This window comes from Pseudomonas sp. SDO5271_S396 (assembly GCF_054071795.1).
This window is the reverse complement of the sequence record NZ_JBSVWB010000002.1, coordinates 1-24,931: the sequence shown is the minus strand read 5'-3', so window position 1 is coordinate 24,931 and position 24,931 is coordinate 1. Positions and strand designations below refer to the sequence as shown.

The window sequence follows — 24,931 nt, the reverse complement described above, 5'->3', positions numbered from 1 at the left end:
ACAAAAAACCCTAAAGCTTTATCCAAACAGCGCCGAAACATCAGTCATAGCAAATTGCCGCGTGCTTTTTGACACGCGGCGGTTTGGCCGCCCTCCCTGCTGATGGTCGTCTCGATGAAAATAAAAAATAAACTGGTACTGGCTTTTGTTTCTGTCGCATTTATCCCGGTCAGCCTGGTCGCCGTGATCTCGGTCATGAATACGCGGACCCAGGCGGTGGATCAGTTTATCGATGGCAGCACCCGGGAAATTCGCCAGATCGATGGCAATATCCGCCAGTTCTTCGATGGCACGCTGCAAAACGTCGATCAGCTGGCGACCGATTCTGTATACACATCCGTCGACAGCCTCAAGGATTACCGCCCCGCCGATGCGGCCAACCAACCGATGCCGGCGGCGGCGCAGCAGGTGATCGACCGTTTTGCCCGCTATGGCGCCACACACCCGGCGGCGGCGATTCTGTCCATCGGCCTGGAAGACGGCACCTACGCCAAATGGCCCGACGACCCGAAACTGGCCCAGTACGATCCCCGCGCCCGCCCGTGGTACAAGGCCGCCATGGCCAGCCCCGGCAAAACCGTGCGAACCCCGGCTTACTACTACGACAAGGATGACGTGGCCCTGGTGGGCACCGCCCGCGCACTGCTGGACAACACCGGCAAGCCCAAGGGCGTGTTCGTGGTCAGCGTGTCACTCAAGAACCTCACCGAGCTGCTCAAGAGCATCAAGCTGGGGGAAAGCGGCTATGTGATGCTGATCGAAGACGGCGTGGTGCTGGTGGACCCGCGTGACGCCGCCCACAACTTCAAACCGCTCAAGGACCTTGGCGCGCCCTACGCGCAACTGGCCGAGACGCCCCAGGGCTCCACCGAAGTGGTCATCGATGGCATGCGCTACATGGCCAATGTGTGGACTTCCCCGGGTCTGGGATGGCGGTATGTGGGGCTGATCGAACAGCGCGAAGTCATGGCCGAAGCCACCCGCATGACGTACCTCACGGCGGTCATCGTCGGCGTGCTGGTGCTGATTTTCGGGTTGATCGCAGCGGCGTTTTCCAAGGTCATCGTCAAGCCCATCGGCCAGGTCAGCACCGGCTTGCAATCGATCGCCCAGGGCGAAGGCGACTTGCGCCATGAGCTGCATGTGACGGGTAAAGACGAAACTGCCGAGCTGGCCGGCTGGTTCAACAAGTTTCTCGCGGCGATCCGCCAACTGATCCAGCACATTGGTGCGGCGTCGAGCAATTTGCACAACGCCTCGAAGGTCAACAGCGAGGTGGCGCACAACATGAACGAGGCCGCCGGCAGACAGCGCGAAGCAGTGGAACTGGTGTCGACGGCCTTCAATGAAATGGTGGCCACCGCCAACGAAGTGGCGCGCTCGTGCAGCGGCGCCGCCGAGTCCGCCGAAAACGGCCATCGCCGCGTGGCCGAAGGCAAGCAACAGATCGAATTGACCACCGACAATGTCAACCGCCTGGGGCGGCGCCTGACCGAGTCGTCCCAGGCCATGGTCGAGCTGGAGGCCGGTAGCCGCAGCATCAACCAGATTCTCGGCACCATCCGCGCGATTGCCGAACAGACCAACCTGCTGGCCCTCAACGCCGCCATCGAAGCCGCCCGTGCCGGCGACCAGGGCCGCGGGTTCGCCGTGGTCGCGGACGAGGTGCGCGCCCTCGCCAAGCGCACGTCCGACTCCACCGGGGAGATCGAACAACTGCTCGGCACCCTGGGCAGCAAGACCCAGGAAGTCACGCAGAAAATGGGCAGTTGCCTGGACCTGTCCCGCGCCAGTGTGGCGTCCATCGAAAATGCGCGGGACAGCTTTGAAGGCATCCAGTTGTCGGTCAACGAGATCCGCGACCAGAACCTGCAAATCTCCGCCGCCGCCGAGGAACAGCACAGTGTGGCCGAAGAGATCAACCGGCACATCCAGCAGATCTATGACGAGGCGCGGTTGGTGGAACGCCTGGCCAACTCGGCGCAGGACGATTCGGGCCGGCTGTCGAACCTGTCGGATGAGTTGAATGGCCTGGTGGGGCGGTTCAAGTCTTGATGAAGTCGCCGATCTGGCGCCACATCGCCACCGGGTTGGAATACATCGGGAAGTGCCCGCAGTCGGCAATCGGCGCCAGGCGCACGCCCCGGGCCTGAATGTGCGGCAGGTAGGACAGCGTGGCGTTCTGCTCGCCGTACATGAACAGGCGCGGGCACGGCAGGCCGAGGAACTTGCCCATCAGGTCGGCGTGGTCCGACAGGTGCACCATCGACTGGAAAATCCCGCGCACCGCGCCGGCCCTGACTTTGTGGCGCAGGCTTGCCGAGTACAACGCACTGGCGTACGCCGGGGCCTGGCGGGTGCGCTCGATAAAGGCGCTGAAAAACGCTTCGGGATCCTGCGCCGGGTAATCGACGATCTGGCGGCTGAGAAAGCAGTCTTCGGGGGCGATATTGCCTTCGATATCGACAAAGCTGAGCACCCGCCCCGGGAACCGGTCGGCGAGCATCAGTGCGGTCAAGCCGCCCATGGAGTGGCCCACCAGGTGGAAGCGCTCGATCTCGAAATGCGCCAGCACCTGCAACGCGGTGTCCAACAGGAAGGCAATGTTGATCTTCGACAGGTCGGCACACTGGCTTTCGCCGCAACCCGGAGCGTCGTAGGCCACAAAGGGGTGCCCGTCGAAAGCCCGGTGCAGGACGATGTCGGCATAGTCTTCCTTGGTCGAGCCAAAGCCATGCAAAAACACGATGGGGGCACGCTCGCCGGGACGATGCAGGGCAGCGATGTTCAATGACACGCCGTCGACCGTCAGCGGCACAAGGGTGTGGGCGAACGACATGGTGGAGGCTCCTTGATCAGACAGCCGTCAAATCTCGAGGGTTTTCAACCCTGTGTAAATGACGAATGACGGAACGCTTTCATACGCCAATCGTATGAGCCTGATACTGCGCGACCAGCTCCGTGACCAACGGGTTTGGGCGTTCGCTGTTCCAGGCCACGGCGGTGGTGACCACATGCAGCTTTTGGCTGAGCGCGCGCAGCACTACGTTGTCCGGCGCGAGTTTTTTCAGTGAAGCCGGCACCAGCGCGATGCCTTGGCCGCAGCTGACAAACGCGATCTGCGAGGCCACCGAACGCACTTCGTGCAGCACCCGTGGCGAGAAACCGCTGGCGCGGCAGGTGGCAATCAGGTTGTCGAAATACACCGGGCTGACCTTGCGCGAAAACATCACCAGCGGCTCGCTGGCCAGGCTCGACAGACTGATGCGCGAGCGCGTGGCCAGCGGGTGATCGCTGGGCAGCGCCACCATCAGGCGGTCTTCGCGCAGTGGCAGCGAGTGGATGGCCGGGCCCAGGTCACCGTCCAGCCGGGCGAAGGCCAGGTCGATGTCTCCGGCCTCCAGCGCCGGTACCGCCTCCACGCTATCGATCTCGCGCACCGATACGGTGAGATGGGGGTATTGCTGCTTGAGCCGGTCGATCAGGTCGGGCAGCACATCGAACATCGCCGTGGAAATCGCCCCGATGGTGAGCATGCCCGACTGCCCCGCCACCGCCTCTTCCACCGCCAGCTCCAGGCGCTCCAGTTGCTCGGCGAACTTGCGCACCGCCGGCAGGATCGCCGCCCCCACGGGCGTCAACCGAGCCCCACGCCGCGAACGCTCGAACAATGTGACTTTGAGCGCCTGCTCCAGCACCTGAATCTGCTCGCTCAGCGGCGGTTGCGACATACCCAGGCGCTTGGCGGCACGGCCGAAGTTCTGTTCTTCGGCGACGGCGAGAAACAGCCAGAGATGGCGGATGAGGCGAAAGTTGATCATGGGGCAATCCATAGGTTGGGCGTATGTATAGCTGAGTTTATCGCCAATAATCCTATAGCTTAACCTGATGTGTGGAGGGTGGTGAGGCAGGTGGTATCGGTGTTGGCCGTGCCGCAGTCTTCGCAGCGATGCGGCGACCCGACAAGCCAGCTCCCACAGGGGATCTCTGTTGTTGGTAAAAAAAGCGCCCGGCGCGATGGCCCTGCTGATGGAGTTTTTCCAGCCACTGCCAATCCCCTGTGGGAGCAACTGTCGAGCCCCGGCGAGGCTGCGAAGGCGGTGGGTCAGGTGGAATCTGTGTCGGCTGTGCCGCCGCTATCGCAGGCAAGCCAGCTCCCACATTGGATCTGTATTGTTGGTGAGATAGCGCCTCTGGCAGCGTCTTTCCAGCCGCTGCCAAGCCTTCGTCCTCTAGATCGACCGATGCTTGAAATGCTCATAAAACGCCAACGAGGCGACGTTCTTGTCCTTGGCTTCGAGCATGATGTCGAAGCGGTCGAGGAATTGCAGTGCGTAGTCGTTGGTCCAGCGGTTCCACATTTGCGCGCTATGGGCATACAGGTCGCGCTTGGATACCACCTGCAGCAGCGCGTCCATTTCCAGTTTGTGTTCGGCGTCGAAACCCAGTTCCTGCAGGCTTTCCTGGGGTTGGGAGTAGTGCATGGTCGGGCGCACACCACGCCAGCTCTCGATCACCCGCGCGACCCGTTCGGAGTCGGGCTCGATGTAGCCGTTTTCATGGATCCAGCAGTGGTGGATGTCCAGCACCACGGGCGCCAGGTCGGCGACTTGCAGGCAGTGGTCCAGGCCATAAGTCTTTTCGTCATTCTCGAAGGTGATGCAATTGCGCGCCACGTCCGACAGGCGTGCCCATGTCGCGCGGGTGCCATCCACGCCGAGGCGTCCGGCTATGTGCACGTTGCATTTGAGGTCCTGGAAGCGTCGACCGTAGCCCATCATGCGGATCATGTCTGCGTGGTATTCGAACTCGGCCAGGCTGTTCTCCACCACCCCGGGGTTGTCGGAACCGAGCACGCAATATTGGCCAGGATGAAATGACAGACGGATATCCGACGCGCGAGCCAGATCACCGATGGCGGCAAAGCCCTCCTCCAACTGGCGCTGGATCGCAGGGTCCTGATAGACCGCCGCCACTTTCGGGTGGCTGTAGAACGGCAGCAGGTCGCTGCTGAGCCTGAGCATGCGCAACATCGGCGGCAGTTCTGCCACATAGGCCAGCAGGCGCAACTGCGCGGCCAGGTTGTGGGTGACGATTTCCACCAGCTTGTCACGGGCAACCTGCGGTGCCACGCCGTCCATCCAGCGCAAGGTGGTGGTACGCGGGTTGAACGGGCCTTCGATCAACTTGAGGGCACTGGCCGACAGCAGGCGGTCGGGATGCTTGTATTGGCACGCAAAGCCGATGCGAGGGTGTGTCATGGAAATGCCTGGCAACTGGAAAATGACGGAATGATACGGCGTTAGGCCCGGGCTCACGCGGGGTGTTCATAATATTTCGACACGAATCACGCTGAACTTTCTGACACGCGGCGCGTTCATTTCCTATGCGCTGCCCCGGCCTGGGGCGTTGTACAACAAGGAGCCGCCGCCACCATGACTACCCTTCCCACCTACCGAATCAACCCGGGGCCGCTGCACGCGACCTTGCTCGCCGGCACTGTACCGCTGTTTCTCGGGGCGTTGCTCAGCGACATCGCCTACACCCAGACCTACCAGATTCAATGGGCCAACTTTGCCTCCTGGTTGATTGCCGGTGCGCTGGTGTTCTGTGGCTTGGCCTTTCTGTTCGCGCTGGTGCATCTAGTGCGTGGCGGGCGTCGGTCGAGACAACCCGCACGTTATGTGCTGTTGCTGTTGGCCACCTGGCTGCTTGGCCTGGTCAACGCGTTTCAGCATGCCAAGGACGCCTACGCCTCGATGCCTGGCGGCCTAGTGCTGTCGGCGATTGTCTTGCTGCTGACACTGGCGGCTACCTGGACCGGTCTGCGCAACGGAGGTGTCAAATGAAAGCCCCTCACACCTTGACCTTGCTAAGCGCGGCACTGTTGCTCAGTGCCTGCGGCGGTGGAAGCGACAACACTCAGTCCCGCGGCCCCGATCCCAAGCTGCCCGAGCAGCAGAGCAGCCTGTTGCCCAGCATGAAGATTGCGCAGCCGGCGCCCTGGGGTGATCAGAAGCCCCGGGTACCCGAGGGTTACACCATCACCGCCATCGCTACCGGCCTGGCCATCCCGCGCCAGACGCTGGTGCTGCCCAATGGCGACATTCTCGTCGCCGAAGGACGAGGCGGCAGTGCCGCCAAACTCAAGCCCAAGGATGTGATCGCCAGCGTGATCAAGGCCGAGGGCAACACCAAGGTCAAGGGCGGCAATCGCCTGACCTTGCTGCGCGACGCCGATGGCGACGGCACCTATGAAGTGAAAACCGTATTCGCCGACAACCTCAACGCGCCCTACGGCCTGGCGTTCGCCAACGGGAAACTCTATGTAGCCAACCAGGACGCGCTGGTCAGCTTCGATTACGCCGACGGCCAGACCAAAGCCAGCGGCCCGCCCTCCAAGGTCACCGACCTGCCGGCGCAGATCAACCATCACTGGACCAAATCCCTGGCCGTGAGTACCGACGGCAGCCAGCTCTACGTGGGCATCGGCTCCAACAGCAACATCACCGAGCGCGGCATGGAAGTGGAGATCGACCGTGCGATGGTCTGGCAGATCGACGCCGCGACCGGCGCGCACAAGCCCTATGCCACCGGCCTGCGCAACCCGACCGCGCTGACGATCCAACCGGATTCAGGGCAACTCTGGACCGTGGTCAACGAACGCGACGAACTCGGCCCCGACCTGGTGCCGGACTACCTGACCTCGGTGCGTGAAGGTGCCTTCTATGGCTGGCCCTACAGCTATTGGGGCCAGAATGTCGACCCGCGCGCGCAGCCGCAAAACCCGGACAAGGTGGCCGCCGCCATCAAGCCGGATTACAGCCTGGGTTCTCACGTAGCCGCATTGGGCGTGGATTTTTCGATACCGCAGATGGGCGAGCAATTCGCTGACGGGGTATTCGTGGGCGAACACGGCAGTTGGAACCGCGACAACCCGGTGGGCTACAAGGTGATCTTCGTACCGTTCAGCAATGGCAAGCCGGCAGGCGAGCCCGTGGACTTCGCCACCGGCTTCCGGGGTGAAGACGGCAAGACCCGGGGCCGTCCGGTGGGCGTGACGGTGGACCCCAAAGGGGCATTGATCATCGCGGATGACCTGGCCAATACGGTGTGGCGCGTGACGCGCAACCGCTAGCCGTGCTGCCGCCCTGCACTATTGCCAGCGCAGGGCGGCGGACCTTTACAAGTCAGTGATTTCCTTGTGGCGCGGCACCAATGTCTTCATCACGCTCCACGCCACCAGATAAGCCAGCGCACAGATCGCGAACATGATCATGTAGCCGGTGTGAATATCGCCGACCGACTTGTAGTAATCGAATACCCAACCGCCGATCTTGGTCATCACCACCCCGCCCATGCCACCGGCCATGCCGCCGATGCCGACCACCGAGGCCACGGTTTTCTGCGGGAACATGTCCGATACCGTGGTGAAAATGTTGCACGACCACGCCTGGTGCGCAGAGGCGCCGATGCCAATCAGCAACACCGGCACCCAGAAGCTGATGTAGCCCAGCGGCTGTGCCAGCAACACCACCAACGGGAACAATGCGATCACCAGCATGGCTTTCATGCGACCGTCATAGGGCGCGTCACCACGGGACATGAAATAGCTCGGGAACCAGCCGCCGCCGATACTGCCGACCATGGTCATGCTGTACAGCACCGCCAGCGGCATGACGATATCGGCGCCTTTCATGCCGTATTGCGCAGACAGGTACGTGGGCAGCCAGAACAGGAAGAACCACCACACGCCATCGGTCATGAACTTGCCGAAGGCAAAGGCCCAGGTCTGGCGATAGGTCAGCAGCTTGAACCACGAGACTTTCTTCTCGACGGCACCCGCGGCCACTGGCGGGATGACCTGCACAGTCTGGTCGCTGCGGATATACGCCAGCTCGGCGGCCGACAGGCGCTTTTGCTGCTCCGGCTTCTCGTAGATGGCTGCCCATATCGCCACCCACACGAAACCGAGCATGCCGATCACCATGAACGCTGCTTCCCAGCCCCACAGCCCGGCGATCAACGGCACGCAGATCGGCGCCAGGATCGCGCCGACGTTGGCGCCCGAGTTGAAAATCCCGGTGGCCAGGGAGCGTTCTTTTTTCGGGAAGTATTCAGCGGTCGCTTTGATTGCGATGGGGAAGTTGCCCGCCTCGCCAATCGCCAGTACCGCCCGTGACAACATGAAGCCGGCGATCGACACCGGGATCACCGCCAGGCCGATCGCCCCGCTGATCGCCGCGATGCCCTGTCCCATCGGCACCGAAAACGCATGCATGATCGCGCCGGTGGACCACACGCCGATGGCGACCACATAGGCCGCCTTGGTGCCGATCTTGTCGACGAAACGCCCGGCGAACAGCATGGAGATGGCATAGACAAACTGGAACACCGCGGCAATGTTGGCGTAGTCGGTGTTGCTCCAGCCGAATTGCGTGGACAGCTGCGGCGCCAACAGGCTGAGCACCTGGCGGTCGAGGTAGTTGACGGTGGTGGCGAAGAACAGCATCGCGCAGATGGTCCAGCGGTAGTTGCCTACCGCCTGGCCAACGCGCTGGGCGTTGATGGGCTCGTTCAAGTTCATGGCATCACTTTTATTTTTGTTAGGTAGGACATATGTAACGTCATATGTCGTCGTACAACCTCCACTTTTATATCGGTCCCCCCGAACGCTGTCAATCTGAAAGATTGCCAATCCCGATGTATTACACGGCGGTGTTAAAACTCAGCTCAACGCAGTTGTAGGATGACAAATGCGCAACACCAGGCTCGGCGCCTTGCCCGGTACATCGTCCAACAGGCCAAAACGCTGCATGCCGAGTTTTTCCAGCACCCGGATCGATGCGGCGTGGTCGGGCCTCACCAGCCCGAACACCTCCGGCAAACCCAGGGTGTCGAAGGCCAGTTGCAGGGCGTGATGGCCCAACTCGGTTGCGTAGCCCTGCCCCCAGGCGTCGACCGCCAGCCGGTAACCGAGGTTGATGCGGGGCTGCTCCAGGTAATTCATGGGTGCGATGCCGCCGAAACCGATCAGATGGTCGGGCGCCTCGACACGGGCAATCGCCCACCAGCCGTAGCCATCGCGGGCCCATTGCGCCAGCCATGCGTCGAGCAGGCGCTGGGCATCGGCCAGGCTGGCCAGGGGGCCGGCGGGGTTGAACAGATGGGTCTGCGGGTCGCCGTAAATGGCGAACAGACGCTGCACGTCGCCAGGCTGCGGCGCGCGGTAGATCAGACGAGGGGAAGAAGCGGACATGGGCGGAACTCGCAGGAGAGGTCGGTCAACTTCATCCTGCTCGGCGAAAAAACGCAAATAGCGGTGAATTTTTTCGTGCGCGCTTGTATCTGAACTGACAGAGCGGTGCCATCGCTGCGATGGCACCTCCCCTGTACTGTTTTAGAGTGGTCACCATGAAATCACGCAAGAAAAGCGTCAATCCCATCGGATTGAACGACATCACCATCGTCGACGATACCAAGATGCGCAAGGCGATCACCGCCGCCGCCCTGGGTAACGCCATGGAATGGTTCGACTTTGGTGTCTACGGGTTCGTCGCCTATGTGCTCGGCAAGGTGTTTTTCCCCGACGCGTCGCCCAGCGTGCAGATGATCGCGGCCCTGGCCACTTTCTCGGTGCCGTTCCTGATCCGCCCCCTCGGCGGCCTGTTCTTCGGCGCGCTGGGCGATAAATACGGGCGCCAGAAAGTACTGGCGGCCACCATCGTGATCATGTCCCTGAGCACCTTCGGCATCGGCCTGATCCCCTCCTACGCCTCGATTGGCATCTGGGCGCCGATCCTGCTGTTGCTGTGCAAAATGGCCCAGGGTTTCTCGGTGGGCGGTGAATACACCGGCGCCTCGATCTTCGTCGCGGAATACGCGCCAGACCGCAAGCGCGGGTTCCTCGGCAGTTGGCTGGATTTCGGCTCGATTGCCGGCTTCGTGCTCGGTGCCGGCGTGGTGGTGTTGATCTCCAGCGTGCTGGGCGATGAGCAGTTCGAAGCCTGGGGCTGGCGCCTGCCGTTCTTCCTCGCCCTGCCCCTGGGCATCATCGGCCTGTACCTGCGCCACGCCCTCGAGGAAACCCCGGCATTCCAGCAACACATCGAGACCCTCGAACAGGGCGACCGCGAAGGCCTGAGCCACGGTCCCAAAGTCTCGTTCAAGGAAGTCGCCACCCAGCACTGGCGCAGCCTGTTGACCTGCATCGGCATTGTCGCGGCCACCAACGTGACCTATTACATGCTGCTGACCTACATGCCCAGTTACCTGTCGCACAACCTGCACTACAGCGAAAACCACGGCGTGCTGATCATCATCGCGATCATGGTCGGCATGCTGTTCGTGCAGCCGTTCATTGGTTTTGTCAGCGACAAGATCGGCCGCAAGCCCTTTATCATCACCGGCAGCATTGCCCTGCTGTTGCTGGCAATTCCGGCCTTCATGCTGATCAACAGCGGCAAGATCGGGCTGATCTTCAGCGGCCTGTTGATTCTCGCCGTGGTGCTGAACTTCTTTATCGGCGTGATGGCCTCGACCCTGCCCGCGATGTTTCCCACCCATTTGCGCTACAGCGCGCTGGCCAGTGCGTTCAACGTCTCGGTGCTGATCGCCGGTGTCACGCCCACCGTCGCGGCCTGGCTGGTGGAAAGCACCCAGAACCTGTACATGCCCGCCTACTACCTGATGGTGTTCGCGGTGGTCGGCCTGGTCACCGGCCTGACCATGAAAGAAACCGCCAACCGCCCGCTGCGCGGTGCCGCGCCTTCGGCTTCCGACATGGAAGAAGCCAAGGAGTTGTTGCAGGAACACCACGACAATATCGAGCAGAAGATCGAAGACATCGATGCCGAAATTGCCGCGCTGGAAGCCAAGCGCCAGAACCTGGTGCAGCAGCACCCGCGAATCAACTAGCCCTAGCGGAAAAAATGACTCGGCGTCTTGCCAAACTGTTTCTTGAACATGCTGGTAAAGGCGCTGGGGCTTTCGTAGCCCAGCTCGAACGCCACGTCGATAATCTTCTCCCCCACCGCAATCCGCTCCAGCGCCAGCAGCAGACGCGCCTGCTGGCGCCACTGGCCGAAGGTCAACCCGGTGTCTTTGCGAAACAGACGCTGGATGGTTTTCTGGTCGAGGGCCAGGCGTTCGCTCCAGTCAGCCACGGTGGAGGCATCGCCCGGGTCGTCCTGCCAGGCCAGGCAAATCTGCTGGATGCGCGGGTCGGCGGGCTGCGGCAGGGACAGCGGCAAGGCCGGCAGGATGGCCAGTTCGTCGAGGATCAGGTGCATGATGCGCGCGTCCCGCGAGTCTTCGGCATAGGGCGGTTTCAGGCTCACGGACGCCTTGATCAGTTCGCTGAGCAGGGGCGAAATGCTGACCGCCTTGGTTTCGGCGGGCAGGTTGGGAAAACTGTCAGGTCGCACGAACACGCTGCGCATCTTCAACGCGCCCACGCAACGCAGGGAATGCAACTGGCCGCAGGGCATCCAGAACCCCCGGTTGGGCGGTACCGTCCACTGGTTCAGCGCCGAATGCACCACCATCACGCCTTCAATGGCGTATAACAGTTGGTGTTTTTCGTGGCGGTGCTCGGGGATCACCCAGTTTTCGGGATAATCGGTGGCCGAACTGATGACGGCCCAATCGCCCTCGTCGATGTCCCGAAGAAATTTATCCAGTGATGAGTACATTTCGCCCTTTTTGCGCTAGTTGTCGCCCGAATTTCGCGAGACAGGCATTTTCGCCGAATCTAGCATAAACACCGAAATATGAAACAAGCGGCGCGCTCAAGTACGTGCCGCCCCAGTTCGCTGCCTTGTATGGAATGCCTGCATGTCGACCCTCACCGCGTCACCCGCCGCTGCAACCAGCACGCCCCAGATAAGCCCATTGGTCCTGCGCGTCCTCGGCGCCTGTGCCCTGGCCCACCTGATCAACGACCTGATCCAGGCCGTGCTGCCGTCGATCTACCCGATGCTCAAGGCCAACTACGGGTTGAGCTTCACCCAGGTCGGCCTGATCACCCTGACATTCCAGCTGACCGCCTCGCTGCTGCAACCGTGGATCGGCTACCACACCGACCGTCACCCTAAACCGTGGCTCTTGCCGGCGGGCATGGTGTGCACCTTGATCGGCATCCTGATGCTCGCGTTCGTCGGCACGTTCCCGGCGATTTTGCTGGCGGCGGCGCTGGTGGGCGTCGGCTCGTCGACCTTCCACCCGGAAACCTCGCGCGTGGCGCGTCTGGCCTCCGGCGGCCGCTACGGCCTGGCGCAGTCGACCTTCCAGGTGGGCGGCAACACCGGCAGCGCCTTCGGCCCGTTGCTGGCGGCGGCAATCATCATTCCCTACGGCCAGAGCCATATCGCCTGGTTCGGATTGTTCGCCGTGTTCGCGATCCTGGTGCTGTACGGCCTGAGCCGCTGGTACGGCAACCACCTCAATCTGTTCAAGCTCAAGCAAGGCGGCAAGGCGACCCACGGCCTGTCGAAAGGCCGCGTGACCTTTGCCCTGGTGGTGCTGGCGCTGCTGGTGTTCTCCAAATACTTCTACATGACCAGCCTGACCAGCTACTTCACCTTCTACCTGATCGAAAAATTCCAGCTGTCGGTCGCCAATTCCCAGATGTATCTGTTCCTGTTCCTCGGCGCAGTGGCCGTCGGCACCTTCGCGGGCGGCCCGATCGGCGACAAGATCGGGCGCAAGAAGGTCATCTGGTTCTCCATCCTCGGCGCTGCGCCGTTCACCCTGGCCCTGCCCTATGTCGACCTGTTCTGGACGGCCGTGTTGAGCGTCGTGATCGGGTTCGTCATCGCCTCGGCCTTCTCGGCCATCGTGGTGTACGCCCAGGAACTGGTGCCGGGCAACGTGGGCATGATCGCCGGGATCTTCTTCGGCCTGATGTTCGGCTTCAGCGGGATCGGCGCCGCGCTGCTCGGCCTACTCGCCGACGGCCATGGCATCGAGTACGTCTATAAGCTGTGCTCGTTCCTGCCGCTGGCGGGCATCCTGACGATATTGCTGCCGTCGACCAAGGGCGTCTGACCCGCCGATCATCGGATGGCCGTGTGCTATCACGATGAGTGTTCTGAAAAACCTGCGTGTGCGCTTACAATCGCGTTTTTGAACGCACACCAGGCAGACCCGGCAAGACATGACGCTCGACCCTCCTACGATTCTGGCCCTTACGGTCGCCCTGGCCGCCGCTGCCGCCCTGTACCTGGCAGTTGAATGGCGCAGCGTTCGTGAACGCTCGCTGCTGTATTGGGCGACGGGGTTCGCGATCATCAGCATCGGCTCCACCCTGGCGCTTCTGCGCCTCAATGGTTTCCTGATGATCGGCATCTGGTTCGCCAACGGCTTGCTGGTGACCGCTCACTTTCTGTTCCTGCTCGGCGTGGCGCGTTTTACCCAGGTGCGCCTGTCGCTGCTATGGCTGCTGATGCTGGTGATCTGGCTCGGCATGCTGATGTTGCCCGCCGATCCTTCATGGTCCAAGGCCATGATGGCGGTGCAATCCCTGCTGGTGGCGCTGCCGACCCTGCGCGCCAGTTTCCTGCTGCGGCCCCATGGCAAGTCCCTGAGCATCGGCGCGGTGCAACTGCGGTATGTGCTGCTGGTCCACGGTGCGTTTTATGTGGCCAAGGCGCTGTCGGTGTTGATCCCTGGCACGTTGATCGACCTGGCGGCGTTCAAGGGCGAAATCATTCAGGTGTCCCTGGTGGAAGGCGCGATGGCGATCATGCTGATCGCGCTGTCGATGACCGGTTCCGAGCGCTACCGCCGCGAACAGCAGATTGCCCGCCTGGCCGCCCGCGACCCACTGACCGCGCTGTTCAACCGACGCGCCCTCGACCTGCAGGCGCCGCGCCTGCTGGGCCAGGTATCGCCAACCAACCCGGGCGCCCTGCTGCTGATCGATATCGACAACTTCAAGTTGGTCAACGACCACTACGGCCACAGCGCCGGCGACCGTCTGCTGATCGCCCTCAGCGAGATGATCCGCGCGGTCGTACCCCAAGGAGCGCTGGCGGCGCGCCTGGGGGGCGATGAATTCGTGATCCTGTTGACCCCCGCCTGTACCGAACAGGTCGTCGAGCTGGGCAGCAGTCTGCGCGACCAGTTCCAGCAACTGGCCTCGCAGACCTTCACCACCCCGGCCCCGGTGACCTTGAGCATCGGCACCAACCTGTTCGACCAACCGCCCGCCAACCTCTGCGCCCTGATCGAACAAGGCGACACCTCGCTGTACGAGTCCAAGCGCGGCGGACGCGACAGCATTCGCCTGGTGGACCGCACCGGAACCAGCGCCTTCTTGTAGTGAGCGGGCTTGTCCCGCGCCGGGCGGCGAAGCCGCCCCAATAAAAACGCCGCACCCTGTCAGACAGAACGCACGCACGCTGCATAAACCGCTGACAGCTCATTCATCCCGACCACCATTCACCACCAGATACAACAACGGCCCCACCGATACGAATACCGCCGTCAGCACAAAGTAAGGCACCAACGATGCCACCGAACGCCCGCGCCTGCGGGCATCCCGGTGCATCCACACACAGGCCAGCACTGCCATCAGGTAAAGATCGATGACCACCTGCGCGGTGTCGGGCCGCGACAGCAATTGCAGCCCGAACGCCAACAGCGATTGCTGCGCCGTCAGCATCGTGGCCAGGGTGTACAGCGAAAAGCCCAGCAACGCGGCCAGGGCAAGAGAGGGTCTGCACATGGTGTCGTCCTTGAAGTGATCGAAGCCCACCCTAGTGATAAGGTAGCGCCCCTCGCAATGACCTCGGAGGTCATGAACATCTCATGGACAAGCCCCCTAGTGCCGGCGAGCTACTGCGCCAGTTACGTCGCAGCGCCAAGCTCAGCCAATTGGACCTGGCACTGATCACCGGTGTTTCCCAGCGCCATCTCAGTTGCATCGAAACCGGGCGTGCCAAGCCGAGCCCGGGCACCTTGCATCGGATGTTGAGCGCGCTGGACGCACCGCTGGAGCAGTGCAACCGGGTGTTCCTCGCCAGCGGCTACGCCCCCCGCTACACGGCCACCCCGCTCGTCTCGCCCGCCATGTCGGCGGTACGAGAAGCGGTTGATCACGTGCTGCATGCCAACAACCCTGCCCCGGCGATTTTGCTCGGCGGCCACTGGGAGGTGCTGGCGGCGAATGCCAGCGCTGCCGTGCTGTTCGGGTTGGTCGGCCTGCCGGCGGACGCGGTTGATGGCTTGAACCTGCTCACCACGCTGCTGCAAACGGGCGGCCTGGGCGACCACCTGATCAACGCCGAGGAGATCCGCACGCTCGCCTGGCAGCGGGCAACCCGCGAAGCACTGGGCAACCCCGAACTGGCTGCATTACTGACGACGTTGCCTGTACCAGCCAGCACCGAGCTGCCGGCGCAACTGCCGCCGTTGGTGCTGACGCGCATCCGTTCCGCCCGGGGCGAGCTGAACTTTCTGTCGACCTTCACCACCTTCGGCATGCCCCAGGACATCACCCTGACCTCGCTGCGTATCGAACACCTGATCCCCGCCGACGAGTACACCTGGCAGGTCATGCGTGCGGCCTACGCCGACCATGCGACGCTGGTTTTGTGAAATATCTGTCCGTAGACTGCCGCCATACCTCCCACTTGAAGGCGGCGAAAAAAACGTGATGCAAGTTACCGAAGTCTCCATTGCCCAATTGCGCGCTGCGCTGGAAGCCGGCCAGACCACTGCCGTTGAACTGATAAAAGCCTACCTCGCGCGGATCGATGCCTACGACGGGCCGCAGACCGCGACTGCCTTGAACGCTGTGGTGGTGCGCAACCCCGACGCCCTGAAAGAAGCCGAGGCGTCCGATGTGCGCCGGGCCAAGGGCGAAACCCTGGGCCCCCTGGACGGCATTCCTTACACCGCCAAAGACAGTTACCTCGTCAAGGGCCTGACCGCCGCCTCCGGCAGCCCGGCGTTTGCCCGCCTGGTCGCCCAGCGAGATGCGTTCACCATCGAACGCCTGCGCGGCGGCGGCGCCATCTGCCTGGGCAAGACCAATATGCCGCCGATGGCCAACGGCGGCATGCAGCGCGGCGTGTATGGCCGCGCCGAAAGCCCGTACAACGCCAACTACCTCACCGCGCCCTTCGCCTCCGGCTCCTCCAACGGCGCCGGCACCGCCACGGCGGCAAGCTTTGCGGCGTTCGGCGTAGCCGAAGAGACCTGGTCCAGCGGACGCGGCCCGGCCTCCAACAATGGCCTGTGCGCCTACACGCCATCCCGTGGGGTGATTTCAGTGCGCGGCAACTGGCCGCTGACCCCGACCATGGACGTGGTGGTGCCGTACGCGCGCACCATGGCCGATCTGCTGGAAGTGCTCGACGTGGTAGTCGCCGAAGACCCGGACACCCGGGGTGACTTGTGGCGCCTGCAACCCTGGGTGCCGATCCCCAGCGTGACATCGGTGCGCCCGGCGTCCTACATCGAGTTGGCAGCAACATCCGAATCCCTTGCCGGAAAACGATTCGGCGTACCCCGCATGTACATCAACGCCGACCCCGACGCCGGCACCAGCGAAAAACCCGGCATCGGCGGGCCGACCGGACAGAAGATCAACACCCGTGCCAGCGTCGTCGACCTGTGGAAAGACGCCCGCCAGGCGCTGGAAGCGGCCGGTGCCGAAGTGATCGAAGTGGATTTCCCGCTGGTGTCCAACTGCGAAGGCGACCGCCCCGGGGCCCCGACGGTATTCACCCGTGGCCTGGTGTCGAAGGAATTTCTGCACGACGAACTGTGGGAACTGTCGGCCTGGGCCTTTGACGATTTCCTGCGTGCCAACAACGACCCGAACCTGAACCGCCTGGCGGATGTGGACGGGCCGAAGATCTTCCCCCACGACCCCGGCACCCTGCCCAACCGTGAAGACGACCTGGCCGCCGGCATGGACGAGTATGTGCGCATGGCGGAACGCGGCATCACCCCGTGGGACCAGATCAGCACCGTACCCGACGGCCTGCGCGGCCTCGAACAAACCCGCAAGCTCGACCTGGAAGACTGGATGGACAGTCTCGGGCTGGACGCTGTGCTGTTCCCCACCGTGGCCGATGTGGGCCCGGCGGACGCCGACGTGAACGAAGCGTCCGCCGATATCGCCTGGAGCAACGGGATCTGGGTGGCCAACGGCAACCTCGCCATCCGCCACCTGGGCGTGCCCACCGTCACCGTGCCGATGGGCGTGATGGCGGACATCGGCATGCCCGTTGGCCTGACCTTTGCCGGTCGCGCGTATGACGATTCGGCGCTGCTGCGGTTTGCCTCGGCGTTTGAAGCCACCGGCAGCAAACGCCGGATTCCGCCGCGTACGCCACCGTTGGGAGAAGACTGAACCCGGTCGAACTTGCGGGAGCGGTCTTTCAGTCAAGCAGATGCCGACTGATGCACCGCTTTCGCGGGCAAGCCCGCTCCCACAGGGGACTGGCAGTGGCTGGAAAAGCTCTGCCAACGGGGGTTCACATCAGGCGCTGTGCGCCACCGCGATCATCTCCACCTCCACCGCCGCCGATTTCGGCAGTTGCATCACGCCCACCGAGGTGCGGGTATGCACGCCCGCGCTGCCCAGGATTTCATGGAGCAGGTCCGACGCGCCGTTGGCCACTTCGCTTTGCTGGTCGAAGTCTTCGGCGCTGCGCACGTACACAGCAATGCGCGGGATCGCCTTGACCCGGTCCAGCGAGCCCAACGCCTGCTTGAGCAAACCCAGGCAACGCAGTGCACTGACGCCGGCGGCGGTCTGTGCCTGGGCCAGTGTCAGGCTGTCACCGACCTTGCCCGGCAACACGATGGTGTCGCCCACCCGGGGAATCTGGCCGCTGATATACAGGTGGTTGCCGTCGCGCACCAACGGCGTGTAGTTGCCGCCCACCTTGAATTCGTCCAGTTGATAGCCGAGGCGCTGTTGGGCGGCCTGGTATTTTTCGTCGGGTGTCATGGGCTGGGCTCCTGATCGATGGGGACAATGCGGCGATAGCATAGCCATGAGCCATCCGCCTAGAAAGTCAGTGTCGCGATTGTCAGAAGACTCTTGATGTGTTGAGACGTCGTACAAGAACAATTATTTCTAAGAGCCCCGCAAAAACGAATCTTTTCAAGATATTCAAAATTTCACTTTCCTTATCCACCTGAAATATTGCATGGTTGTACGACGACTAAAACAGTCGTCGCCACCCCCAACAACAATAAGGAAACACCCATGCAAAAAGCCAAACTGCTGATCGGTTTTCTGTGCCTGTTCACCGGCTACGTCGCGGCAGCGCCGGCCAACGCCGAGAAAGATGTGGCCCAGGCCGTCGACCAACTGACCCAGGCCATGCTCCATCTGGACCTCAAGCAACTGCACGCGCTGACCTCGGACAAACTCACCTACGGGCACTCCAGCGGCAAGGTGCAGAACAAGGCGCAATTCATCGCCGACCTGGAAACCCATACCAGCGCCTTCAAGACCCTTGAGATGCAGAACCAGACCATCACGATGGACGGCGACACCGCCCTGGTGCGCAACCACTTCCACGCGCTGGCCGTGAACAGTGGCGTAGAAGTGCCGACCGATATCGACAACTTCCAGGTCTGGCAGAAACAGAAAGGCAAATGGCTGCTGATCGGTCGCCAGGCTTACAAATACTGAGACAGCGCCTAATACGGCTCCACCACCCGTCTTACCTTGAGCAACGCCTCGCGCAGGGCCGGCATGTCCACCGAGCCCAGTGCCAGGCGCAGTGCGTGGGGCACCTGGGCTGACACTGCGAACGGCTCGGCAGTGGAGACGGACACGTTGTCGCGCTGCAAGGCCATGGCGATCTGATCGGCCCTTGCCTCTTCCGGCAGGGGCAACCACAAAAAATACGAGGACGGATGGCGGGTATACGGCAACCCCGCCAGCACCTGCGTGGCCAGCGCTTGACGCGCCCGGGCGTCCTTGCGCTTCTGCGCTTCCAGTCGCGCCACGGTGCCGTCCTCGATCCAGGCCACCGCAATCGCACTCATCACCCCGGGCACGTTCCAGGTGGTAGCCATGATCGTGCGTTCCAGCACCTTCACCCAGGCCGCCGGCGCCGAAACAAAGCCCACCCGTAAACCGGTCGCGACACTCTTCGACAACCCGCCCACATACACCGTGCGCTCCGGCGCCAGGCTCGCCAGTGGCGGCGGCGCGTCATCGGCCAGAAACGCGTAGGCCGCATCTTCGATGATCATCAGGTTGTGCTGGCGGGCGATAGTCACCAGTCGCTCGCGCTGTGCCTTGTCCAGCACCCAACCCAACGGATTGTGCAGCGTCGGCATGCTGTACACCGCACGCACCGTACGTCGGCGACACAGTTGTTGCAGATGATCCAGATCGGGACCGCTGGCAGTGACCGGGATCGCGACGATCTCCAGATGCAGGGTTTCGGCCAGCACCTTGAACCCGGAATAGGTCAGCGCGTCGACCGCGATCACATCGCCTGGCTTGAGCAGCGCCATCATCGTCACCGCCAACCCGTGCTGCGCGCCACTGACCAGCAAGACCTGCTCAGCCGCCAGCGTCAGCCCCCGGCTCAACAAGTGCCGCGCCATCGCTGCGCGCTCATGCAGGCGACCGGCGTGGGGCTGGTAGCGCAGCAGCGCCTCCAGGTCGCCGGACAGCGCCAACTGGCGCAAGGCGGTACGCAGCAGGTCGGCCTGGCCGGGCAGCGACGGGTAATTGAAATTCAGGTCGAGCATCCCTGCCGCCACGCTCATCTGCCCACTGCCCTGCCCCGGTGGCAGGGAGATTTCGCGTACGAAGGTGCCGCGCCCGGTTTCGCCACTGACCAGCCCCATGCTTTCAAGCTCGGTGTAGACGCGGCTGGCGGTGGCCAGGGCCAGGCCATGGTCGGCGGCCAATTGGCGATGGGTCGGCAGGCGCGTGCCGGGCGGCATTTTTCCCGAGCGGATGTCCTCGGCAAAGCGGTCGACCAGGGATTTGTAGCGGGCGCGGGGCATGGGGATGTATCCATGACAATTTTTTGATTGTCTTAATCTTCAGTCCTAGGATGCCGGCTACGCAACCCTGCCTTTTCGGATACTTCCCATGGAACGCACAGCTTCCCTCGACACCCCGAGCCACAACGCCCAAGGCTGGATCAACGGCTTTATCGGCGTGGTGATCTTCAGCGGCTCATTGCCTGCCACGCGCCTGGCGGTGATGCAATTCGAGCCGGTGTTCCTCACCCTGATTCGCGCCACCATCGCCGCCGTACTCGGCGTGGGGCTGCTGTGGCTGTTCCGGGAAAAACGCCCCGCGCGCCATCAGTGGGGGCCCTTGGTGATCGTCGCCCTGGGCGTGGTGATCGGCTTTCCGCTGCTCACGGCGCTGGCCCTGCAATACGTGACTTCGGCGCACTCCATCGTGTTCATCGGCCTGCTGCCATTGGCCACGGCGGTGTTTGGCGTGCTGCGCGGCGGCGAGCGACCGCGCCCGGTGTTCTGGTTGTTTTCGATCCTGGGCAGCGCGCTGGTGATGGGTTACGCGGTGGCCCAGGGCGTGAGCGCCGCCCCCGTCGGTGATGTGTTGATGCTGCTGGCGGTGCTGGCCTGCGGGCTGGGTTATGCCGAAGGCGCCACGTTGTCACGCAGCCTGGGTGGCTGGCAGGTGATCTGCTGGGCGCTGGTGGTGTCGCTGCCCGTGGTGGCGCCGTTGAGCCTGATTCTCGCACCGCCGAGCTTCACCGGCATCGGCTGGCCGGCCTGGTTGAGCCTGGGTTATGTGTCGCTGTTCAGCATGCTGATCGGCTTTGTATTCTGGTACCGCGGGCTGGCTCAGGGTGGCATCGCCGCCGTCGGCCAATTGCAGTTGCTGCAACCGTTCTTCGGCCTGGCGCTGGCGGCGGGACTGCTGCATGAGGCGGTCAGCCTGGGCATGGTGCTGGTGACCGTTGCGGTCATCGGCTGCGTGGCCGGGGCCAAAAAGTTCGCACGCTAGCGTTGCGGCGCGATGCCACTGCTGACAGCGTTTTTCCAACCACCACAAGTTCCCTGTGGGAGCTGGCTTGCCTGCGATAGCGGTGTATCAGTCGACATCTTTACCAAGTGGCAAACTAGCGTTGCGGCGCAACCATCTTGAACTTGATGTTGATATCGTTGGACACCACGCTGTTGCCCGCCCACTCCCCCTCGCCGATCTTGAAGTCGCCGCGCTTGAGCACGAACTCGCCGTCGAACACGCCGATACCGCTTTGCTCCTTGAGTACCACGTCCACATTCACCGGGCGCGTGGTGCCTTTGATGGTCAGGTTGCCGCTGATCGTGAAGCGGTTGTCGCCCAGCGCCTTGACGCCGGTGGACTCGTAGACGCCCACCGGGTAGGTCGCGGTGTCGAACCACGAGGCACGCTGCAACTCGTCATTGGCGTCGGGGCTGCCGGCATCGATGCTCGCCAATTGGATCTTGAGCAGCGCATGCCCGGCCTCGGGCTTTTGCGTGTCGAAGGTCAGCGTGCCTTCGAAATCACTGAACGTGCCATACACCCGCTGGCCCAATTGCTTGTAGGTGAAACTGATCTGGCTGGCGGTGCGATTGACATCCTTGTACTCCACCGCCTGGGCGCTGGAGAAAAAACCAAAGACGAGAGCCAGTACGACGGCCGGGCTGATTCGACGCTTCATGGAACGCTCCGCAAGAGAAAAGGACACACGTGCTCAGCTAACAGCTCATCCATGGATTTTATTCCCCGTCCGCCTCCTGCCCTGTCACACAGGGTAGTCGTCGATGGCCGCGAAGGGCTACATTGACCGCCACCGCCAATCGAGGAATGCACCGATGACTCGTCTCACCGCGAAAGACTTTGCTCCCGAACTGTTGGAACTCTATGACGGCTACGCCCATGGCAAGATCAACCGCCGCGAATTTCTCGACCGCGCCGCGCAGTTCACCTTCGCCGGGCTGACCGCGTCCGCCCTGCTCACCGCCCTGAGCCCCGACTATGCGCTGGCCGAGCAAGTGAAGTTCACCGATCCGGACATCGTCGCCGACTACATCACCTACCCCTCGCCCAAGGGCAACGGCAGCGTACGCGGCTACCTGGTGCGCCCGGCCAAGGCCAGCGGCAAACTGCCCGCCGTGGTGGTGGTGCATGAAAACCGCGGCTTGAACCCCTACATCGAAGACGTCGCCCGGCGCCTGGCCAAGGCCGGTTTCATTGCCCTTGCCCCGGACGGCCTGACCTCGGTGGGCGGTTACCCCGGCAACGATGAAAAAGGCGTGGCGCTGCAACAAACGGTCGACCCCACCAAGTTGATGAATGATTTCTTCGCCGCCATCGAATGGCTGATGCACCACGACAGCAGCACCGGCAAGGTCGGCATCACCGGGTTCTGCTACGGCGGCGGCGTGACCAATGCGGCGGCGGTGGCCTACCCGGAACTGGGCGCGGCCGTGTCCTTCTACGGGCGCCAGCCGGAGGCCAAGGACGTGCCGCGCATCAAGGCACCGATCATGCTGCATTACGGCGAGCTGGACACGCGGATCAACGAAGGCTGGCCAGCCTACGAAACCGCCTTGAAAGCCGCCGGCACCCACTACGAGGCGTATATCTACAAGGGCGCCAACCATGGCTTCCACAATGATTCGACGCCGCGTTATGACGAGGCGGCGGCGAACCTGGCGTGGGACAGGACCTTGGGCTGGTTTCGCAAATACCTGGCCTAGCCCGCAGCCGTTTGCAGCAACCACGCCTTGAACGCCAGCATCGCGGGCGTCTCGGCCCGCGACTGCAAACGGGTCAGCCAGTAGCTGCCGGTGGTGATGCCGATGTCGAACGGCTGACGAATGCCGTCGCTTTCCAACTGGCGTGAAAACATCATCGCCGGCGCCAACGCCACGCCGATGCCTTGCAGCGCCGCCTCCATCATCGCCAATGACGAGTCAAACACAATGCTGCGCGGCACCAGGGTATCGGCGGGCAAACCGGCGGCCTGGAACCACAGGTTCCATTCATCGGCGCGGTAGGAGCGCAGCAAGGTGTGTTTCAGCAGGTCGGCGGGCACCTGCAATTGCTCGGCGAGCGGCGGTACGCACAGCACCGTGAGCGGCGCCTCCAGCAGTTGGCTGGCGTCGGTGCCGTGCCAGGCGCCGGCCCCGAAGCGGATCGCATAATCCAGACCCTCGGCGGCCACGTCGACGCGGTTGTTGTGGGTGGACAGACGCAGGTCGATGAACGGGTGACGGCTCTGGAATTCCGCCAGGCGCGGCAGCAGCCAGCCCACGGCAAAGGTACCGACGGCGCCGACGCTGAGCACTTCGCGGTAATGCCCGCCTTCGAACTGGCCCAGGGTCAAGGCGATGCGGTCGAACGACTCGCGCAACACCGGCAGCAGGGTTTCGCCCTCGCGGGTCAGCATCAGGCCCCGTGGCAGGCGCTTGAACAACGTGACGTTGAGTTGCGCCTCCAGGCTTTTGACCTGATGACTGACTGCCGCCTGGGTCACGCACAGCTCGATGGCCGCGCGGGTGAAGCTCAAATGTCGGGCGGAAGCCTCGAAGGCACGCAGGGCGTTGAGGGGCAGATGGGAACGCAGCATGTTTAGCCCATAAAATTTCTAATGGCTGGGGCGAGATTTGATCGTTTGTCCGAAACGGGCGAACTGCCTACATTTGCCACGCCCGCGCAGGCTATCCATTCAATCGATCACTCTCATGGAAGCGCTATCATGCCTCACTATTTACTCTCTGGAGTGCGTCATTTCACGGCACTTGCACTCCTTATCGGTGCAGGGCAGTGCCTGGCCGCCAACGACCTGCGCGCCGTGGTCGACGCCAGCGTCAAACCGCTGATGCAGCAGCAGTCCATCCCGGGCCTTGTGGTCGGCGTCGTACAGAACGGCAAGACTCAATACTTTAATTACGGCGTCGCCTCCAAGGATGCCAGGCAAGCTGTCAGCGAGAACACCCTGTTCGAGATTGGCTCGGTGAGCAAGACCTTTACCGCGACCCTCGCCGGGTACGCGGTGGCCAGCGGCACGCTTGACCTGTCGGCCCCGGCCAGCCAGTACCTGCCCGCCTTGAAGGGCGACACCTTCGACCGCATCAGCGTACTCCAGCTCGGTACCTATACCGCCGGCGGCCTGCCCCTGCAGTTTCCGGCAGAGGCCGACAACAATCAGCACATGATCAGCTACTTCCAGCACTGGAAACCCGATTTCGCCCCCGGCACCCATCGCTTGTATTCCAACCCCAGCCTGGGCCTGTTCGGCTACCTGGCCGCGCAGAGCCTCAAGCAGCCGTTCGATCAGTTGATGGAAAACACCCTGATCCCCAAACTCGGCCTGAAACACACCTTCATCCGGGTGCCGCAAAGCCAGATGAAGCTGTACGCCCAAGGGTATGGCAACGATGGCAAACCCGTGCGGGTCGGCCCGGGCGCAATGGACAGCGAAGCCTACGGCGTGAAGACCAGCGCCGCAGACTTGCTCAAGTACGTGGAAGCGAACATGCACCCCGAGGGCCTGGAAAAGCCGTTGCAGCAAGCGATTGCCACCACGCACACCGGTTACTACACCGTGGACGGCATGACCCAGGGGCTGGGTTGGGAGCTGTACCCCTACCCCATCAAGCTAGATGCACTGCTCGCCGGCAACTCGACCCCGATGGCCCGGGAGCCGCACGCGGTCAATTGGCTGACCCCACCGCAGGCCCCGCACGCTGACACACTGGTGAACAAAACCGGTTCCACCAACGGCTTCGGCGCCTACGTGGCGTATGTGCCGAGCAAGGATATGGGCGTGGTGATCCTGGCGAACAAGAACTACCCGAACGGGGAGCGGGTGAAAGTGGCCCATGCGATCTTGAGTGCGCTGGACCACTAGGCACAGCTGCGGACCAAATGTGGGAGCCGGGCTTGCCCGCGATGAGGGGGTGTCAGCCTGTGAATCTGGCAACT

Annotated in this window: 23 protein-coding genes and 1 pseudogene; 13 read left to right on the top strand and 11 right to left on the bottom strand. The window is 62.8% G+C overall.

From position 1 onward, the window contains the following. Positions 1-102 precede the first annotated feature (102 nt). Together ACW9IN_RS01785 and ACW9IN_RS01780 are read left to right on the top strand one after the other, a co-directional pair. Positions 103-1,200: pseudogene (locus ACW9IN_RS01785) on the top strand (cache domain-containing protein); the annotation flags it as partial. A gap of 87 nt (positions 1,201-1,287) precedes the next feature. Then, entirely contained in the window at positions 1,288-2,055 is a 768-nt protein-coding gene (locus tag ACW9IN_RS01780; protein WP_457364481.1) for a methyl-accepting chemotaxis protein, read from the top strand. On the opposite strand, the gene ACW9IN_RS01775 is transcribed toward ACW9IN_RS01780, so the two are convergent. From ACW9IN_RS01775 to ACW9IN_RS01765, 3 genes are all read right to left on the bottom strand, one after another. Further along, positions 2,045-2,839: an alpha/beta fold hydrolase gene (locus ACW9IN_RS01775; protein ID WP_457364268.1), complete on the bottom strand. Its 795-nt coding sequence runs from the start codon at positions 2,837-2,839 to the stop codon at positions 2,045-2,047. The two genes, ACW9IN_RS01780 and ACW9IN_RS01775, sit on opposite strands and share 11 nt — an antisense overlap. Positions 2,840-2,918: 79 nt before the next feature. Further along, entirely contained in the window at positions 2,919-3,821 is a 903-nt protein-coding gene (locus tag ACW9IN_RS01770; RefSeq protein WP_457364267.1) for a LysR family transcriptional regulator, read from the bottom strand. A 411-nt stretch (positions 3,822-4,232) separates the two neighbouring features. Further along, positions 4,233-5,261, bottom strand: a complete 1,029-nt coding sequence (locus ACW9IN_RS01765) for a UV damage endonuclease UvsE (protein WP_457364266.1) — start codon at positions 5,259-5,261, stop codon at positions 4,233-4,235. 174 nt (positions 5,262-5,435) lie between these two features. On the opposite strand from ACW9IN_RS01765, the gene ACW9IN_RS01760 reads away from it, so the two are divergent. Both ACW9IN_RS01760 and ACW9IN_RS01755 read left to right on the top strand, forming a co-directional pair. Then, positions 5,436-5,849: a DUF2231 domain-containing protein gene (locus tag ACW9IN_RS01760; protein ID WP_457364265.1), complete on the top strand. Its 414-nt coding sequence runs from the start codon at positions 5,436-5,438 to the stop codon at positions 5,847-5,849. Then, complete coding sequence (locus ACW9IN_RS01755) at positions 5,846-7,138, top strand: PQQ-dependent sugar dehydrogenase (RefSeq protein ID WP_457364264.1); 1,293 nt, start codon at positions 5,846-5,848, stop codon at positions 7,136-7,138. The genes ACW9IN_RS01760 and ACW9IN_RS01755 overlap by 4 nt, the downstream gene beginning before the upstream one ends. Before the next feature lie 45 nt (positions 7,139-7,183). Here the strand turns inward: ACW9IN_RS01755 and ACW9IN_RS01750 are convergent, their stop codons facing one another. Together ACW9IN_RS01750 and ACW9IN_RS01745 are read right to left on the bottom strand one after the other, a co-directional pair. After that, complete coding sequence (locus ACW9IN_RS01750; RefSeq protein WP_457364263.1) at positions 7,184-8,587, bottom strand: MFS transporter; 1,404 nt, start codon at positions 8,585-8,587, stop codon at positions 7,184-7,186. A gap of 141 nt (positions 8,588-8,728) precedes the next feature. After that, entirely contained in the window at positions 8,729-9,259 is a 531-nt protein-coding gene (locus ACW9IN_RS01745) for a GNAT family N-acetyltransferase (protein WP_457364262.1), read from the bottom strand. A 155-nt stretch (positions 9,260-9,414) separates the two neighbouring features. Between ACW9IN_RS01745 and proP the strand changes: the two genes are divergently transcribed. Continuing rightward, on the top strand, positions 9,415-10,917 hold the full coding sequence (gene proP / locus ACW9IN_RS01740; RefSeq protein WP_457364261.1) for a glycine betaine/L-proline transporter ProP: 1,503 nt from the start codon (positions 9,415-9,417) through the stop codon (positions 10,915-10,917). 2 nt (positions 10,918-10,919) lie between these two features. Here proP and ACW9IN_RS01735 read toward each other — a convergent pair whose 3' ends face one another. Further along, positions 10,920-11,693, bottom strand: coding sequence for an AraC family transcriptional regulator (locus ACW9IN_RS01735; RefSeq protein ID WP_457364260.1), 774 nt, complete (start codon positions 11,691-11,693; stop codon positions 10,920-10,922). Positions 11,694-11,835: 142 nt separating this feature from the next. Here ACW9IN_RS01735 and ACW9IN_RS01730 point away from each other — a divergent pair, with 142 nt between their 5' ends. Then, positions 11,836-13,047: an MFS transporter gene (locus ACW9IN_RS01730; RefSeq protein ID WP_457364259.1), complete on the top strand. Its 1,212-nt coding sequence runs from the start codon at positions 11,836-11,838 to the stop codon at positions 13,045-13,047. A gap of 109 nt (positions 13,048-13,156) precedes the next feature. Continuing rightward, positions 13,157-14,323, top strand: a complete 1,167-nt coding sequence (locus ACW9IN_RS01725; RefSeq protein WP_457364258.1) for a GGDEF domain-containing protein — start codon at positions 13,157-13,159, stop codon at positions 14,321-14,323. 99 nt (positions 14,324-14,422) lie between these two features. On the opposite strand, the gene ACW9IN_RS01720 is transcribed toward ACW9IN_RS01725, so the two are convergent. Next, entirely contained in the window at positions 14,423-14,728 is a 306-nt protein-coding gene (locus ACW9IN_RS01720) for a DUF2834 domain-containing protein (RefSeq protein ID WP_457364257.1), read from the bottom strand. 83 nt (positions 14,729-14,811) lie between these two features. Between ACW9IN_RS01720 and ACW9IN_RS01715 the strand changes: the two genes are divergently transcribed. After that, on the top strand, positions 14,812-15,600 hold the full coding sequence (locus ACW9IN_RS01715) for an MmyB family transcriptional regulator (RefSeq protein WP_457364256.1): 789 nt from the start codon (positions 14,812-14,814) through the stop codon (positions 15,598-15,600). A gap of 55 nt (positions 15,601-15,655) precedes the next feature. Then, positions 15,656-17,365: an amidase gene (locus ACW9IN_RS01710; protein ID WP_457364255.1), complete on the top strand. Its 1,710-nt coding sequence runs from the start codon at positions 15,656-15,658 to the stop codon at positions 17,363-17,365. 129 nt (positions 17,366-17,494) lie between these two features. On the opposite strand, the gene ACW9IN_RS01705 is transcribed toward ACW9IN_RS01710, so the two are convergent. Beyond that, a complete protein-coding gene (locus tag ACW9IN_RS01705) occupies positions 17,495-17,968 on the bottom strand; it encodes a RidA family protein (protein WP_457364254.1) in 474 nt (157 codons plus the stop codon). A 261-nt stretch (positions 17,969-18,229) separates the two neighbouring features. On the opposite strand from ACW9IN_RS01705, the gene ACW9IN_RS01700 reads away from it, so the two are divergent. Beyond that, positions 18,230-18,661 carry a nuclear transport factor 2 family protein gene (locus tag ACW9IN_RS01700; protein WP_457364253.1) on the top strand — a complete coding sequence of 144 codons (432 nt, stop codon included), beginning with the start codon at positions 18,230-18,232 and terminating at the stop codon, positions 18,659-18,661. 8 nt (positions 18,662-18,669) lie between these two features. Here the strand turns inward: ACW9IN_RS01700 and ACW9IN_RS01695 are convergent, their stop codons facing one another. Then, a complete protein-coding gene (locus ACW9IN_RS01695) occupies positions 18,670-19,998 on the bottom strand; it encodes an aminotransferase-like domain-containing protein (protein WP_457364252.1) in 1,329 nt (442 codons plus the stop codon). 88 nt (positions 19,999-20,086) lie between these two features. Here ACW9IN_RS01695 and ACW9IN_RS01690 point away from each other — a divergent pair, with 88 nt between their 5' ends. Next, a complete protein-coding gene (locus tag ACW9IN_RS01690) occupies positions 20,087-20,977 on the top strand; it encodes a DMT family transporter (protein WP_457364251.1) in 891 nt (296 codons plus the stop codon). A 115-nt stretch (positions 20,978-21,092) separates the two neighbouring features. On the opposite strand, the gene ACW9IN_RS01685 is transcribed toward ACW9IN_RS01690, so the two are convergent. After that, positions 21,093-21,659: a YceI family protein gene (locus ACW9IN_RS01685; RefSeq protein WP_457364250.1), complete on the bottom strand. Its 567-nt coding sequence runs from the start codon at positions 21,657-21,659 to the stop codon at positions 21,093-21,095. A gap of 154 nt (positions 21,660-21,813) precedes the next feature. Between ACW9IN_RS01685 and yghX the strand changes: the two genes are divergently transcribed. Continuing rightward, complete coding sequence (gene yghX / locus ACW9IN_RS01680; protein WP_457364249.1) at positions 21,814-22,701, top strand: YghX family hydrolase; 888 nt, start codon at positions 21,814-21,816, stop codon at positions 22,699-22,701. On the opposite strand, the gene ACW9IN_RS01675 is transcribed toward yghX, so the two are convergent. Continuing rightward, complete coding sequence (locus ACW9IN_RS01675) at positions 22,698-23,573, bottom strand: LysR family transcriptional regulator (RefSeq protein ID WP_457364248.1); 876 nt, start codon at positions 23,571-23,573, stop codon at positions 22,698-22,700. The genes yghX and ACW9IN_RS01675 overlap by 4 nt on opposite strands. 129 nt (positions 23,574-23,702) lie before the next feature. Between ACW9IN_RS01675 and ampC the strand changes: the two genes are divergently transcribed. After that, the gene (ampC, locus tag ACW9IN_RS01670; protein ID WP_457364247.1) at positions 23,703-24,857 is read left to right on the top strand and encodes a class C beta-lactamase; all 1,155 of its coding nucleotides are present in this window, start codon (positions 23,703-23,705) and stop codon (positions 24,855-24,857) included. The last annotated feature ends 74 nt before the right edge of the window (positions 24,858-24,931 follow it).

What these genes read in the sequence shown, in the direction of transcription:
- yghX (WP_457364249.1), top strand. Translation starts at nt 21,814, where the DNA reads ATGACTCGTCTCACCGCGAAAGACTTTGCTCCCGAACTGTTGGAACTC.
- ACW9IN_RS01755 (WP_457364264.1), top strand. Translation starts at nt 5,846, where the DNA reads ATGAAAGCCCCTCACACCTTGACCTTGCTAAGCGCGGCACTGTTGCTC.
- ACW9IN_RS01750 (WP_457364263.1), bottom strand. Translation starts at nt 8,587, where the DNA reads ATGAACTTGAACGAGCCCATCAACGCCCAGCGCGTTGGCCAGGCGGTA.
- ACW9IN_RS01705 (WP_457364254.1), bottom strand. Translation starts at nt 17,968, where the DNA reads ATGACACCCGACGAAAAATACCAGGCCGCCCAACAGCGCCTCGGCTAT.
- ACW9IN_RS01720 (WP_457364257.1), bottom strand. Translation starts at nt 14,728, where the DNA reads ATGTGCAGACCCTCTCTTGCCCTGGCCGCGTTGCTGGGCTTTTCGCTG.
- ACW9IN_RS01765 (WP_457364266.1), bottom strand. Translation starts at nt 5,261, where the DNA reads ATGACACACCCTCGCATCGGCTTTGCGTGCCAATACAAGCATCCCGAC.
- ACW9IN_RS01770 (WP_457364267.1), bottom strand. Translation starts at nt 3,821, where the DNA reads ATGATCAACTTTCGCCTCATCCGCCATCTCTGGCTGTTTCTCGCCGTC.
- ACW9IN_RS01725 (WP_457364258.1), top strand. Translation starts at nt 13,157, where the DNA reads ATGACGCTCGACCCTCCTACGATTCTGGCCCTTACGGTCGCCCTGGCC.
- ACW9IN_RS01780 (WP_457364481.1), top strand. Translation starts at nt 1,288, where the DNA reads ATGAACGAGGCCGCCGGCAGACAGCGCGAAGCAGTGGAACTGGTGTCG.
- ampC (WP_457364247.1), top strand. Translation starts at nt 23,703, where the DNA reads ATGCCTCACTATTTACTCTCTGGAGTGCGTCATTTCACGGCACTTGCA.
- ACW9IN_RS01690 (WP_457364251.1), top strand. Translation starts at nt 20,087, where the DNA reads ATGGAACGCACAGCTTCCCTCGACACCCCGAGCCACAACGCCCAAGGC.
- ACW9IN_RS01715 (WP_457364256.1), top strand. Translation starts at nt 14,812, where the DNA reads ATGGACAAGCCCCCTAGTGCCGGCGAGCTACTGCGCCAGTTACGTCGC.
- ACW9IN_RS01675 (WP_457364248.1), bottom strand. Translation starts at nt 23,573, where the DNA reads ATGCTGCGTTCCCATCTGCCCCTCAACGCCCTGCGTGCCTTCGAGGCT.
- ACW9IN_RS01735 (WP_457364260.1), bottom strand. Translation starts at nt 11,693, where the DNA reads ATGTACTCATCACTGGATAAATTTCTTCGGGACATCGACGAGGGCGAT.
- ACW9IN_RS01695 (WP_457364252.1), bottom strand. Translation starts at nt 19,998, where the DNA reads ATGCCCCGCGCCCGCTACAAATCCCTGGTCGACCGCTTTGCCGAGGAC.
- ACW9IN_RS01685 (WP_457364250.1), bottom strand. Translation starts at nt 21,659, where the DNA reads ATGAAGCGTCGAATCAGCCCGGCCGTCGTACTGGCTCTCGTCTTTGGT.
- ACW9IN_RS01745 (WP_457364262.1), bottom strand. Translation starts at nt 9,259, where the DNA reads ATGTCCGCTTCTTCCCCTCGTCTGATCTACCGCGCGCCGCAGCCTGGC.
- ACW9IN_RS01700 (WP_457364253.1), top strand. Translation starts at nt 18,230, where the DNA reads ATGCAAAAAGCCAAACTGCTGATCGGTTTTCTGTGCCTGTTCACCGGC.
- proP (WP_457364261.1), top strand. Translation starts at nt 9,415, where the DNA reads ATGAAATCACGCAAGAAAAGCGTCAATCCCATCGGATTGAACGACATC.
- ACW9IN_RS01760 (WP_457364265.1), top strand. Translation starts at nt 5,436, where the DNA reads ATGACTACCCTTCCCACCTACCGAATCAACCCGGGGCCGCTGCACGCG.
- ACW9IN_RS01775 (WP_457364268.1), bottom strand. Translation starts at nt 2,839, where the DNA reads ATGTCGTTCGCCCACACCCTTGTGCCGCTGACGGTCGACGGCGTGTCA.
- ACW9IN_RS01730 (WP_457364259.1), top strand. Translation starts at nt 11,836, where the DNA reads ATGTCGACCCTCACCGCGTCACCCGCCGCTGCAACCAGCACGCCCCAG.